The sequence below is a fragment of the Gordonia phthalatica genome (genome assembly GCF_001305675.1).
Classification (GTDB): domain Bacteria; phylum Actinomycetota; class Actinomycetes; order Mycobacteriales; family Mycobacteriaceae; genus Gordonia; species Gordonia phthalatica.
The window spans coordinates 3,465,948-3,479,113 of the sequence record NZ_CP011853.1 but is presented as its reverse complement, the minus strand read 5'-3'; the positions used below and the strand labels follow the sequence as shown (position 1 = coordinate 3,479,113).

Annotated in this window: 13 protein-coding genes; 8 read left to right on the top strand and 5 right to left on the bottom strand. The window is 69.3% G+C overall.

From position 1 onward, the window contains the following. Positions 1-15: 15 nt before the first annotated feature. The 4 genes from ACH46_RS16265 (at position 16) to ACH46_RS16250 (ending at position 3,232) form a co-directional block, all read left to right on the top strand. Positions 16-1,173 carry an acyl-CoA dehydrogenase family protein gene (locus tag ACH46_RS16265; RefSeq protein WP_062393840.1) on the top strand — a complete coding sequence of 386 codons (1,158 nt, stop codon included), beginning with the start codon at positions 16-18 and terminating at the stop codon, positions 1,171-1,173. Positions 1,174-1,300: 127 nt separating this feature from the next. Further along, entirely contained in the window at positions 1,301-2,095 is a 795-nt protein-coding gene (locus tag ACH46_RS16260; RefSeq protein ID WP_062393839.1) for an enoyl-CoA hydratase family protein, read from the top strand. Continuing rightward, on the top strand, positions 2,092-2,691 hold the full coding sequence (locus ACH46_RS16255; protein WP_062395545.1) for a TetR/AcrR family transcriptional regulator: 600 nt from the start codon (positions 2,092-2,094) through the stop codon (positions 2,689-2,691). Before ACH46_RS16260 ends, ACH46_RS16255 begins: the two co-directional genes overlap by 4 nt. A gap of 37 nt (positions 2,692-2,728) precedes the next feature. Next, positions 2,729-3,232: a flavin reductase family protein gene (locus tag ACH46_RS16250; protein ID WP_062393838.1), complete on the top strand. Its 504-nt coding sequence runs from the start codon at positions 2,729-2,731 to the stop codon at positions 3,230-3,232. 139 nt (positions 3,233-3,371) lie between these two features. On the opposite strand, the gene ACH46_RS16245 is transcribed toward ACH46_RS16250, so the two are convergent. From ACH46_RS16245 to ACH46_RS16230, 4 genes are all read right to left on the bottom strand, one after another. Next, the gene (locus tag ACH46_RS16245; RefSeq protein WP_062393837.1) at positions 3,372-4,481 is read right to left on the bottom strand and encodes an NDMA-dependent alcohol dehydrogenase; all 1,110 of its coding nucleotides are present in this window, start codon (positions 4,479-4,481) and stop codon (positions 3,372-3,374) included. Between the two features lie 14 nt (positions 4,482-4,495). Further along, positions 4,496-5,995, bottom strand: coding sequence for an aldehyde dehydrogenase family protein (locus ACH46_RS16240; RefSeq protein WP_062393836.1), 1,500 nt, complete (start codon positions 5,993-5,995; stop codon positions 4,496-4,498). Positions 5,996-6,137: 142 nt separating this feature from the next. Then, positions 6,138-7,748 (bottom strand): helix-turn-helix domain-containing protein, encoded by a 1,611-nt coding sequence (locus tag ACH46_RS16235; RefSeq protein WP_062393835.1) that lies wholly within the window; start codon positions 7,746-7,748, stop codon positions 6,138-6,140. Between the two features lie 40 nt (positions 7,749-7,788). After that, the gene (locus ACH46_RS16230) at positions 7,789-8,334 is read right to left on the bottom strand and encodes an Rv2253 family sensor-like surface protein (protein WP_062395543.1); all 546 of its coding nucleotides are present in this window, start codon (positions 8,332-8,334) and stop codon (positions 7,789-7,791) included. Between the two features lie 90 nt (positions 8,335-8,424). Between ACH46_RS16230 and ACH46_RS16225 the strand changes: the two genes are divergently transcribed. The 3 genes from ACH46_RS16225 (at position 8,425) to ACH46_RS16215 (ending at position 10,624) form a co-directional block, all read left to right on the top strand. Continuing rightward, a complete protein-coding gene (locus tag ACH46_RS16225; RefSeq protein ID WP_062393834.1) occupies positions 8,425-9,309 on the top strand; it encodes an exodeoxyribonuclease III in 885 nt (294 codons plus the stop codon). Positions 9,310-9,375: 66 nt separating this feature from the next. After that, entirely contained in the window at positions 9,376-9,891 is a 516-nt protein-coding gene (locus ACH46_RS16220; protein WP_062395542.1) for a hypothetical protein, read from the top strand. 181 nt (positions 9,892-10,072) lie between these two features. Then, positions 10,073-10,624: a lipocalin family protein gene (locus ACH46_RS16215; RefSeq protein ID WP_062393833.1), complete on the top strand. Its 552-nt coding sequence runs from the start codon at positions 10,073-10,075 to the stop codon at positions 10,622-10,624. A 57-nt stretch (positions 10,625-10,681) separates the two neighbouring features. On the opposite strand, the gene ACH46_RS16210 is transcribed toward ACH46_RS16215, so the two are convergent. Further along, positions 10,682-12,037: a TIGR01777 family oxidoreductase gene (locus ACH46_RS16210; RefSeq protein ID WP_062393832.1), complete on the bottom strand. Its 1,356-nt coding sequence runs from the start codon at positions 12,035-12,037 to the stop codon at positions 10,682-10,684. Between the two features lie 173 nt (positions 12,038-12,210). Here ACH46_RS16210 and ACH46_RS16205 point away from each other — a divergent pair, with 173 nt between their 5' ends. Next, positions 12,211-13,155, top strand: coding sequence for an SDR family NAD(P)-dependent oxidoreductase (locus tag ACH46_RS16205; RefSeq protein ID WP_062393831.1), 945 nt, complete (start codon positions 12,211-12,213; stop codon positions 13,153-13,155). Positions 13,156-13,166 lie beyond the last annotated feature (11 nt).

The window sequence follows — 13,166 nt, the reverse complement described above, 5'->3', positions numbered from 1 at the left end:
ACCCGAAGGACCCCCATGAGCTTCATCGAAACCGAAGAACAGACAGCGCTCCGCGAAGCCGTCGCCGCCCTCGTCAAGAAGTACGGGCAGCAGTACTTCACCGACTGCGCGCGCCAGGGCCGCAAGACCGACGAACTGTGGAAGGAAGCCGGTGAGCTCGGCTTCATCGGCGTCAACCTGCCCGAGCAGTACGGCGGCGGCGGGGCAGGCATGTACGAGCTCGCGATCGTCATGGAAGAGCTCGCCGCCGGCGGCAGCGGACTCCTGATGATGGTCGTGTCGCCCGCCATCTGCGGCAACATCATCGCCCGCTTCGGCACCGACGAGCAGAAGCAGCGCTGGATCCCGGGTCTCGCCGACGGCACCATCACCATGGCCTTCGGCATCACCGAACCCGACGCCGGCTCCAACTCCCACCAGATCACCACCACCGCCGCGCGTGACGGTGACGAGTGGGTCCTCAACGGCCGCAAGGTCTTCATCTCCGGTGTCGACCAGGCGCAGGCCGTCCTGATAGTCGCCCGCATGGAGGACGCCAAGACCGGTCGCCTCAAGCCCGCCCTGTTCATCGTCCCGACCGACACCAAGGGATTCGAAGCCCAGGTCATCGACATGGAACTGGTGAACCCCGAGAAGCAGTTCACCCTGTTCCTCGACGACGTCCGCCTCCCGTCCGACGCCCTCGTCGGCTCCGAGGACGCCGCCCTGTCCCAGCTGTTCGCCGGTCTCAACCCCGAGCGCATCATGGCGTCCGCGTCGGCCGTCGGCATGGGCCGCTTCGCCCTCGAGCGCGCCGTCGAGTACGCCAACGACCGCACCGTCTGGAAGACGCCGATCGGCGCGCACCAGGCCATCGCGCACCCGCTGGCCCAGGGGAAGATCGAGCTCGAGATGGCCAAGCTGATGATGCAGAAGGCCGCTACCCTGTACGACGCCGGCGACGACTGGGGCGCCGCCGTCCCCGCCAACATGGCCAAGTACGCGGCCGGCGAAGCCGCCGCCAAGATCGTCGACCAGGCCGTGCAGACGCTCGGCGGCAACGGCCTCACCGTCGAATACGGCGTGGCCGCGATGCTCCCGCTCTCCCGCCTGATGCGCATCGCCCCCGTGAGTCGCGAGATGATCTTGAACTTCGTGGCGCAAACCTGCCTCGGTCTCCCGAAGTCCTACTGAGATTCGTTCGCTCGGTGCGGCGGCCCTTCGGGTTGGTCGAGTTCGACGCCGCGAACGGAGTGAGCGTCGACGAGTATCGAGACCGCCGCGGGCTGGGTCTGCATTCACCATCGTTCTAGGAGTTCCCATGACAGACGACACCCTCGTCAAGACAGCGGTCGACGCGTCCGTTCTCACGGTCACGCTCGACTCGCCGTCGAACCGCAACGCACTCAGCTCGACGCTCGTCGGGCAGCTGCAGGAGGCGTTCGACTCGGCGGCCGACGCGGCGATCCGCGCGGTCGTCCTCACCCACACGGGCGGGACGTTCTGCGCGGGCGCCGACCTCGGTGAGGCGCTGCGGCGCGGACTCAGCCCGGAGGAGGCGACGGCCGAGGGCGGAAAGGCGATGGTCGGGCTCATTCGCACCATCCTCGAACTCGACAAGCCGGTGATCGTCGTCGCCGACGGCCACGTCCGCGCGGGTGGCACCGGGCTCGTCGGCGCCGCCGACATCGCGCTCGTCGGCCCGGGCGCCACCTTCGCGCTCACCGAGTCGCGACTCGGCCTCGCCGCGTCGATCATCTCGATCCCGCTGCTGGCGAAGATGACCGCGCGCTCGGCCGGTCGCTACTTCCTGACCGGCGAGAAGTTCGGCGGCGACGTCGCCCAGCAGATCGGACTCGTCACCGCGGCGTCCGACACCGCGGAGGGGCTCGCCGCCGAGCTCGACAGCGTCCTGGAGGGCATCCGCAAGGCTTCGCCGCAGGGTCTGTCGGTCAGCAAGAAGCTCACCACCGCTGCGCTGCTCGACGGCTTCGACGAGGCCGCCGCGGCCCGCGCCGAGGAGTCCATGAAGCTCTTCGCGTCCGATGAGGCGAAGGAAGGCATGACCGCCTTCCTGAGCAAGCGTCGTCCCGAGTGGGACACGAGCCGGGCATGACCGCGTCCGTCCGCGAACCGCAGCAGGACCGCTCCCGCGCCACTCGGGAGCGGCTCCTGTCGGCGACCGTCGACCTCCTCGCCACCCGCGGCTGGGCGGCGACGACCGTCGCGCGGGTCGCGGAGGAGGCGGGTGTCTCGAGGGGGGCGGCGCAGCATCACTTCCCGACCCGGGAATCGCTGTTCACCGCGGTCATCGAGGAGATGTACGAGTCGATGACGACTGAGGCCGGCGAGGCCCTCGCCGACGTGCCCGCCGGTTCCGACCGCATCGCGGTCGTCGTCGATCAGGCCATCGCGATCTACACCGGCAAGCCCTTCAAGGCGGCCCTGCAGGTGTGGTCGGCCGCCGCGTCGGACGACGCGCTCGGCGACGTCATCCGACCGCTCGAGTTGAAGCTCGGGCGGGCCGCCCACAAGTTCGTCGTCGCCGGACTCGACCCCGACGGCACCCGCCCGCAGGCGCACCGCCTGGCACAGATCACGCTCGACCTCGCCCGCGGCTTCGGCCTCGCCGACACCCTGACCGACGACTCCAAGCGTCGCGCTGGAGTCGCCGCCGCGTGGGTGGAACAGTTGAAGACGGCGCTGGGCTGACGACGGCACGGGCTGACTGACCGAACGGGGGCACGGCATGACCGACCACGACGCGTTCGACGCCATGATGGACTCCGTCGACTCGACGGTCTACCTGGTCACGGCGGCTGCGGGAGGGGAGCGGTCGGGCTGTCTCGTCGGCTTCGCCACGCAGATCAGCATCGAACCCCTACGCTTCCTGGTGGGGATCTCGAAGGCGAACCACACGCACGGGGTCGCCGCAGCGGCCGATCACCTGGCGGTGCACGTCGTCGGCCGAGAACACATGGACCTGGTGCGATTGTTCGCCGGCGAGACCGGCGACGAGATCGACAAGTTCGCACACTGCGACTGGCACGAGGGACCCCACGGCCTGCCGATCCTCTCCGACGCCGGGATCTGGTTCGCGGGTCGCGTCGTGGACCGTGTCGAGTTCGGCGGCGACCACACCGGCTACCTGCTCGAACCCGACGGCGGTGAGGTGCTCGATCGCCGTGAAGCTCGTGGAACGTGGGCCGGTCTGGCCGATGTGGACGACGTGACCCCCGGTCATCCGTCATAGGGCGTTGGGACTGAAGATTTCGGCCCCCGAATCCATCTCACAGATGGATTCGGGGGCCGAGATTCTTGGCGCTCTGACGTTTGGAACCGCGGGCCCGCCGACGCGGACTGCGCCGACGGACCCGCGGGGTCTGGAGAGGTCAGGCGTGCATGATCACGCCGCGGATGTTCTTGCCGTCACGGAGGTCCTGGTAGCCCTGGTTGACATCCTCCAGCGAGTAGCGCTGGGTGACGAGCTCGTCGAGCTTCAGCTCGCCGGCGTCGTAGAGGCGGAGCAGTTTGACGATGTCGTACTGCGGATTCATGGAGCCGAACAGCGTGCCCATGATCGTCTTCTGATTCAGGGTTAGGTCGGCGCCGGAGACCTGGACAGTCAGCTTGGCCGGATCCGCCAGACCGGTGATCACCACCTTGCCGCCCTTGCCGATCACGGCCGTCGCCGCCTGCACCACGGGGACGTCGACGGTGCCGACCAGGATCAGTGCGGCGTCGGCGCCCTGGCCCCAGGTGAGCTCGGTGACCTTCTCCTGCGCTTCCTCGGCGGTCGCGAAGGCGTGGGTGGCACCGAACTTCAGAGCCTCGTTGCGCTTCATCTCGATCGGGTCGACGACGACCACGTACTTGCAGCCTGCTGAGACGGCGCCCTGCACGGCGTTGATGCCGAGGCCGCCGATGCCGTAGATGACGGCGGTGTCGCCGGCGCGGAGGTTACCGGCGTTGACCGCGGTGCCCCACCCCGAGGGGACGCCGCAGCCGACCAGGACGGCGGTCTCCAACGGCAGCCAGTCGTCGACCTTGACCACCGAATGCTGGCTGATGGTGGCGCGCTCGGAGAAGGTGCCGAGCATGCACATGGCACCGAAGTCCATGCCGTTCCCGTGGAAACGGAAGGTGCCGTCGGGCATGGCGCCCTCGAGGATCGTGGCACCCATGTCGCACAGGTTCTGCCGCCCGGTGGAGCAGTACCGGCAGGTGCCGCAGTTCGGGATGAAGCTGCACACCACGTGATCGCCGGGCTTCACCTTGGTGACGCCGGGGCCCACCTCCTCGATGATTCCGGAGCCCTCGTGACCGCCGACGATGGGGTAGCGGGGCGGGAGGTCGCCGTCGGTGAGATGCAGGTCGGAGTGGCACAGGCCCGCGGCCGTGTACTTGATCAGGACTTCGCCGGGGCCGGGGCCGTCGAGGTCGAGTTCCATGATCTCGAAGGGCTTGCCGGGCTCGAGGAGGACTGCTGCTTTGGTCTTCATGAGGGGTCCTTTGATCAGAGAGCGATGTTGACGGACTTGGACTGGGTGTAGAGGTCGAGCGCGGAGTCGCCGAGTTCGCGGCCCCACCCCGACTGCTTGAAGCCACCGAACGGGAGTGCGGTGTCGAAGCCGTTGTACTGGTTGACCCACACCGAACCGGCCTTCACCCGGGCGGCGGTGCGGTGGGCCTTCGAGATGTCCTTGGTCCAGATGCCTGCGGCGAGACCGTAGATCGAGTTGTTGGCGGCTCGGGCGACGTCGTCCTCGTCGTCGAACGGGAGCGCGGCGACGACGGGTCCGAAGATCTCCTCCTCGACGATGGAGTACTCGGGCTTCACGTCGACGAAGACGGTCGGCTCGATGAAGAAGCCCTGATCGCCCCAGCGCTTGCCGCCGGTGAGGGCGCGGGCGCCGTCGGCGAGGCCCTCGTTGATGTAGCGGGAGACGCGGTCGAACTGTTCCTGCGAGACCAGCGGGCCGAGCTCGGTGGTCGGATCGAGTCCCGGTCCGATCTTGGCCTGCGACGCGGCGTCGGCAACGGCCTGCGTGAACTCGTCGAAGATGCTGCGCTGCACGAACAGTCGGGTGCCCGCGACGCAGCACTGGCCGTGGTTGAACATCCACGCCGCCACCGAGCCGGCGACCGCGGCCTCGATGTCGGCGTCGGCGTACACGATGTTCGGGCTCTTGCCGCCGAGCTCGAGGGAGACCTTCTTCAGGTTGCCGGTGGCGGCCTGGACGATCTTCTTGCCGACCTCGGTGGAGCCGGTGAAGGCCACCTTGTCGACGTCCATGTGCGCCGACAGCGCAGCGCCCGCCTCGCCGAAACCGGTGACGACGTTCACCACGCCGGGCGGGAAGCCCGCCTCCTCGAAGACCTCTGCCAGCATCAGGGCGCTGAGCGGCGTCTGCTCGGCGGGCTTCAACACGACGGTGTTGCCAGCGGCGAGGGCCGGAGCCAGCTTCCAGGTGGCCATCAGGATCGGGAAGTTCCACGGAACGATCTGCCCGCACACGCCGAGGGATTCGCGGCGGGTGTAGGCGTGGAATTCGGCGTCCGGGCCGGCGAACGGCATCGACGGGGTGATCGACGCGCCCTTGATCTTGGTGGCCAGACCGGCGTTGTAGCGCCACACGTCGGCGGACCAGCCGACGTCGACGGCGGTCGCGATGGCGACGGACTTGCCGTTGTCGAGGGCCTCGAGCTGACCGAAGATCTCGGCGCGCTCGGACAGGATGTCGCCGACGCGCCAGATCAGGCGCTCGCGCTCGTTCGGCTTCATCCGACCCCACGGGCCCTCGTAGGCGGCGCGGGCGGCGGCGACGGCGCGGTCGATGTCGGCGGCCTCGCCGTGCGGAACGTTGGTGATGGTCTGACCGGTGGCGGGGTCGATCGTGGCGAACGTGCGGCCGGATGCGGCGTCGACCCACTGGCCGCCGATCAGCATCTGGCGGTCGCGGGAGACGAAGTCGGCGACTTCGGGAAGCAGGGCGGAGTCGAGCGTTGCGGTCATGGGACCCTCCTGGTGCGCGTGTGATGGTTCTGCCGCCTGTGATGTGGACCACTGCGCGGCGTGCATCATTTATCGCCCGTTTCCAGGGGGTGTGCGTGTGCAGAAACTGAACAGCGCGGGTGGACGGTGCTGGACGGTCGGGTCAGCGGCCGATGCCCAGCGCCCGGATGCGGGCGTACAGCGTGGTCCGGGAGACGCCCAGGGCCTTCGCGGCGTGCGACTTGTTGCCGGCCGACGCGTCGAGCGCGTCGATGATCGCCTGCCGCTCCGCCTGCTCCATGCCCATCAGTCGAGAGGCGCGGGTGGATCCGCGGTACTCGGCGGGCAGGTCGGCGGCGGTCACCAGGCGGGAGCCGCGCGCCAGGACCGCCGCGGCGGCCTCGTCGAGCACGATCGACAGCTCGGTCAGGTTGCCCGGCCACTCCTGGCAGACCAGGGCGTCGGCGGCGTCGGATCCGAGCTCCAGCTGGGAATCGATCCGCTCGACGAGTTGCTGTCCGATGGCGGCGATCTCACTGGTCCGCTGGCGCAGCGGCGGCAGCGTGATCCGGCTGCGGCAGCGGCCGAGCACCGCGGCCAGGGAGGACGAACCGCCCGTTGCCGGCTCCGAGATGACGACGATCGGCGGCCTGCCCGGCTCGTACGTCGCGATCGCCGTCTGGAGGAGACGGAGCGAGCGGTCGTCGAGGAGGTCGGCACCGTCGATCACCAGTCCGGTCTCGCGTGAACGCGCTTCTCTGATCGCGCCGGCGAGGTCCGGGACGGTGCCGTCGAGCAGGCGGGCGGCGACGTCGAGCAGCACTCGATCGGCGGGGACCAGGGCCTCGGCGCGAGAACTGCGACCGGTTCCCGGCTCGCCGCAGATCGCGATCGACGCCACGTCGATGGTCGTGGGGGCCGCCAGGACGGAAGCCTGGTCGTGATCCAAGCGCGGGCGCAGACGGAAGACGGCCGCGTGCCGGACACCCGGGAGACGGTCGACGGCGACGTCGGCGACGATCCCGGAGACGAGCGTGATGGTGCGGTCGCGGGTGGAACCCTCGTGGACCATCATGCGCAGGGTGCCGAAGTCGCCCGGGCCCAGCAGACCGGCCGCGAGAGTGTTGGTGAGCTGCAGGTCGTCGCCCACCGCGGCGACCGCGACGTCGCGCCGCCGGGAGGCCTTCTCGAACGCCGCGACGACCGCCCGGTGCTCGGCGTGGGAACGGTTCAGCAGTCGCTCGGCGATGTCGTCGACGAGCCCGCGGACCAGCGGCACCGACAGCGGGTTGATGCGGGGCGCGATCTCCGTCATGCAGATCACGCCCGCCACGCGGCGGGTGGCGGGGTGGATGATCGGGCGGCCGAAGCAGCTCAGCTTCCGGAACTGCTCCAGGTAGTGCTCGCCGCCGTTGATGACGAGGTCGCCGCGGACCTCCGCGGTGGTGCCGAGGGCGGTCGTGCCCATCGCCTCCTCGTCGAAGGCGGCGCCATCGACGGCACCGGAGTCGGCGAGATGCCGCTCCAGGGTGGTGTCCGCGGACACCCGGGCCACCATCCGACTCTGGTCGTCGACCAGCAGTAGCGCCGTCTTGGTTCCGCCGAGGACCTCGGCCGCGCGCGCGAGCACGGGCCGCGCGGCGTCGAGGAGCGGGTCGGCGGCGGCGATGTCGGAGAGCGTCGGGACGGGACGATCGTCGGGCTCCAGGCCCGACGACTGCACGCGTCGCCACGATGCTGCGATCACGTCGCGCTGAGGGAGCTGGGTGGTCACGCATTCACTGTGACACGGATTACGTGACGGTGCCAGCAGGTCAGCCCGCTTGTATCCCGTCGAGGAAGCGGCGGAACCCGACGGTCGCGACTGCGCTGATCGGCATGGTCACGGTGCCCGCGCAGGGGCCCGAGGCAATGGTGGTCTGCCACACGCCGCGGAACATCCCGTCGCGATTGGGCGTGTAGGTCATCGTCGACTGAGCGGGCGCCCAGACCTTCGGAACGCCTGCGCCCTGGTAGCAGTCCCACTGCCACGAGAAGGTGTTGACCCAGGAGGTGCCGTTCCATTTGTACTTCGGCGGGGTGGGCACCGTCGGGTTGCTCGGAGCGGGGCCCGTGGCGACGGCGTTGCACCCGGCCGCGGTGGTGCAGGTGCTGGACATCCGGAAGACCGCGGACTGGTTCGCCTCGCGCTGGGTCGCGGCGAGACTGGTCCCCGTCTTCTGCGAACCGTGGATCGAGAACCGATACGATCCCGCCCACTGCTTGGTGGTGGCTGCGTCTGCGGGTGCGGCGGCGACAGCCGGGAGCGTGACGGCGACCGCGGCGAGAGCGATGGCCGCACGCTTCAGGATGGTGGTCATGAACAATTCCAGCACCGTCCGGCCGCCGTGAAAAGAGTGTTCGACCTGCGGAGTTCAGATTCCTCCGACCGGACGACTACGGTTGCCGGTATGCGCCTGGCGACCTGGAACGTGAACTCTGTCAAGCAGCGGGTACCGCGACTTCTGCCCTGGTTGGACGACCGTCAGCCCGACGTCGTGTGCCTGCAGGAGACCAAGGTGTCCGACGAGGCGTTCGCCGCCGAACTCGGTGACGAACTCGCGGCCCGCGGCTACGAGTTCGCGCATGCCGGGCAGGGCCAGTGGAACGGCGTCGCGCTCCTCAGCAAGGTGGGGCTCGACGACGTCCGCGTCGCCTTCCCCGACGCACCGGGCTTCCCCGATCCCGCAGGCGAGCCGGAGGGGCGTGCCGTGTCCGCGGTGTGCGACGGTGTCCGCGTCTACTCGGTGTACGTGCCGAACGGCCGCGAAGTGGACTCCGACCACTACAACTACAAGTTGAACTGGCTGGAGAAGCTGCGGCTGGCCGTCGAACCCGACGCCGATACGACCGTCATCTGCGGCGACTACAACATCATCCCGACCGAGGCCGACTGCTTCGACCCGGAGGCCTTCGTCGGCCACACCCACGTGACGCCGGCGGAGCGGGAGGCCTTCGAGGCGCTCAAGGCTCTCGGTCTGCACGACGTGATGCGCGACCACTGGCCCGACAAGCAGATCTACACCTACTGGGACTACCGCGCGGGGATGTTCCACAAGGACCTCGGCATGCGAATCGACTTCCTCCTCGCCGGCGGTTCGGTGGCCGAGCGCGCGAAGGCGTCGTGGGTGGACCGGCAGGCGCGCAAGGGCACCAAGCCCAGCGACCATGCGCCGGTCTTCCTCGACCTGGACGTAGCACCCGACGGCGATGTGGGGCCGGTGGTTCCGCCGCCGTCGCGGCCGTCGAAGCCTGCCGCAGGCTCGGTGAAGCTGCCTCACACGATCGGCGACTGAGCGGCTGGTCGGTCAGTCGTCCGACACCCCTGCCCAAAGCCGTCACCAGTGGATACGGTCATGGCCATGGGACTCTTCGACAAGCTGACCGGCACCAAGAAACCTGCCGCCGGAACCCAGGCGCGCAGTCCGCAGGAGGTCGCGAACGCCGTCATGGCCGTGAACCGCCCGACGGCGCCCTTCCAGATCCGACCGGCCCGGCCCGACGAGGGCTGCGACTTCGTCGCCGAATGGCGGATCGTCGACGCCCGTTGGTACGACGTCTTCGCGAAAGCGTCGCTGATCTCGGTGTTCCAGATCCTGCTGAAGCTGGATCCTGCGCAGAACGAGGTCCGTGCCGTCGACCGTGAGTGGACCGTCGAATGGCGCGCGGGGGTGCCGTCGCTGTCGATGAAGGTCGAGGCCTTTCGCGGGCAGAAGGTGGAGGCGTCGTTCGGGACCGCGTACGCGTTCACCGAGCAGGGCCAGTACGGCCAGGTGTACAACTATCGGTTCCGCACCGGGGAGATCAAAGAGCCGATCCAGGACGCCGTGACCGGCGCCGGGTGGACGTACAAGGGAGTGTCGTTCGGGAAGCTCTGACGGCGCAGTCGTCTCCCATCCGAATCAGACCCGTCTCCGAATCCTTGATGGCGTTCGTTTTCGTCGACGCCGCCACGGAAATGCCGCAGCACAGGAGCAGGAGACCGTCATGTCAGCCCCGACCGCACCAGTCACCATTCGTCGAGCCCGAGGCGGCGTGAGACGACGCGCCCTCGCGATAATGCTCACTGCCGTCGCCTGTGCGACCGCCGTCCCCGCGGCAGCAGACGCGGCGTCACCCGCGCCGTTCGCCGCGTTCGACCTGTCGGAGTACCTGGGCAGCTGGCATCAGCTGGCGGCCGTTCCGCAGGCGTTCAACCTGGTCTGCGCACGTGACACCCAGGCGCGATACTCGCTCAGTCCGCGCGGCGATGTCACGGTCCGCAATTCGTGCACCACGTGGACCGGACAGATGAACCGGATCAAGGGCACGGCCACCGTGCTGGACACGAAGACCCACGCACGACTGCATGTGAGCTTCCCGGGCATCCCGAATCCGGATCGCGGGCGCGCCAACTACATCGTGACCGCAGTGGGACCGGACTACTCGTGGGCGCACGTCACCGATTCGCGCCGGGGCTCAGGGTTCGTCCTCTCCCGTACGCCGTCGCTGTCCTCGAAGCAATGGTCCGCCGTCCGACGCGCCATCGCGCGAGCAGGCAACGACGACTGCCTGTATCTGACGTCGCCGACGACCGGTGGCTTCGAGCAGATCCGCCGACTCTGCGACTGATCTCTCCGACCGTCGCACGCCGAGGTCGTCGTGAAGGCGACCTCGGCGTGCAGCGGCTCAGTGCATGCGACCCAACTGGTGCCGGAGGCAGGCCTCGAGCGATCCCCTGCGGAACCGATGTCCCCGGGCGGCGAGCGCTGCGGGCACCGCGCGCTGGTCGGCCAGCGCCAGCTCGCGGGCGCCCTGGTCACCGAGAATCAGCCGTGGGCCGAGCGCGGGCGTCGGCAGCAGCGCAGGCCGCCGCAACACCGATGCGAGAGTCTTCGCGTACTCGGTCCCGGCGACGGGTTCCGGAGCCGTCGCGTTCACCGGGCCGGACAGCTCGGCGTCGTACAGTGCGCGGTGATAGACGTCGACGAGGTCGTCCAGGTCGATCCACGACAGCACCTGCTTCCCGCTGCCCAGACGACCGCCGAGACCCGCCGTGAACAGCGGACGCTGGATCTGCAGGGTGCCCCCGCGCGGGCTCTGGACGATGCCGGTCCGCACCTGCACGGTCCGGAGACCGCCCTGCGCTGCGGGCGCAGTCGCCTCCTCCCACGACCGCACAACGTCTGCGAGGAAGTCGTCGCCGGAGGCGGCGCTCTCGTCGAGCGTCTCGTCAGGCCGTTCGTGCCCGTAGAAGCCGATCGCCGAGGCGCTGATGAACACCGTCGGTCCGTCCGTGGCGCCGGCGGCCGCGTCCGCGAGGCGGCGCGTCGGTCCGACGCGGCTGTCGCGCACCGCGGCACGGTGCCGGTCCGTGAATCGGCCGGCGATCGGGGCTCCCGCGAGATGGATCACCGCGTCGACTCCGTCGAGCAGGTCGGCGGCCGGGGCGTCGGGGTCCCACCGACGTTCGTCCCGGCTCCGCGGATCGTGGCGAACCAGGCGGATCACCCGATGGCCGCCGGTGGTGAGGAACGCGCAGAGTTGGGAGCCGACCATTCCGGAGGCGCCGCTGACCGCCACCACCGACGGTGCCAGACCCGCAGCGCGGGCCGACGTGTGGGAGGCGAGGTCGTCGGCCAGCTGCCGGTGCCGATAGCGGAAGGTGGGCCGCAGCAGCGTCGCGGGCACGGCGGTGTGGACCCGATCGGTGAGGCGGGTGGTGGTCGCGCTCTCTTCGGCGAACTCGTGCTCGTGCCTCCACGGACCGGACAGCAGGGCGGGAAGGGTGGCGATCCCGTCGGAGATCCGCTCGTCGACGAACCGATGCGGCGGGTCGTACTCATCGACGAGATGCTGCGCGCGCCATCGCAATCCGCCGGGCAGACCGAGGATCGCGTGCCCGTCGGCGATCGACGACGCCTCGCGGACCGCCCGCATCGGCTGCCACGGCGGGAGCAGCCGCAGCAGTGCTCCCTGGCGTTCGTGCCAGGCGAAGACCTCGTCGATCGGGGCATCGAGAAGGGCGGTGTGCTCAAAGCTCATCTGGGTTCCTTACCAGTGGTGGTTCGACGCTGAGTCATGACGTTGAGTGATTCGGAGCCGATGCTCACCCGGATCGCCTGACGTCATTCACCTGGAACACCGCGGACCGATCCGAATCGGCGACCGCTCCGAATGACTGCAGTGTTCGGACAACGGAAAGGCATGGAACACCGATGAAACTGCTCGACACAGCACTCGACCGAGCGGTGGTCGCAGGCTACTCGCGGGTGGGCTACCGGGTGCGCGCGGCGTCGTGGCCCGACGACGATCCTCAATCGAAAGCGCTGACCGGGAGGACAGTAGTGGTGACGGGCGCGACCTCCGGCATCGGCGCGGCCATCGCCGCCGGCGCGCTGGCGCTGGGCGGTCGAGTGATCCTGGTGGGACGAGATCGCGAACGCGCCGACCGTGTCCGCGCCGACCTCGAGGCACGACGACCACATGCCCGGGTCAGTATCGAACTCGGCGACATGTCGGACCCCCACGACGTCGACGATCTCGCGGCCCGGCTCGCCGAAGACTCCGTCGACGTCGTGGTGCACAACGCGGGCGTGATGCCCCGGACCCGCACCGAGTCGCCGGACGGGCACGAACTGTCGCTGGCGACCCACGTCCTCGGCCCGATCCGACTCACCGAACGACTGCTCCCGCAGCTCGCGGCGAGCTCGGACGCGCGGGTGATCTTCATGTCGTCCGGCGGCATGTACACCGCGGTGCTGCCGGTCGGTGACATCGACTACCGGTCCGGCGAATACCGCGGCGCGCGGGCCTACGCGCGGAGCAAACGGATCCAGACCGAGATGGTGCCGATCCTCGCCGAGCGGTGGGCCGACGCGAGCGTCATGACGGCGGGCATGCATCCCGGCTGGGTCGACACCCCCGGGGTCGCCCAGTCGCTGCCACGCTTCGGCCGCGCGATGGGTCCGCTGCTGCGCACCGCAGAGCAGGGCGCTGACACCGCGATCTGGCTGGCGGCGACCACCCCGAGACCTCCGACCGGCCGCTTCTGGCACGACCGCCGCCCGCGCCCGATGAACTACCGACTGCTGTCGGGAGAAACGAACGAGGCCGACCGTCGCGCCGTCTGGAACGACGTCCTCGCGGCCGCCGGACTCTGAGAAGGAACACA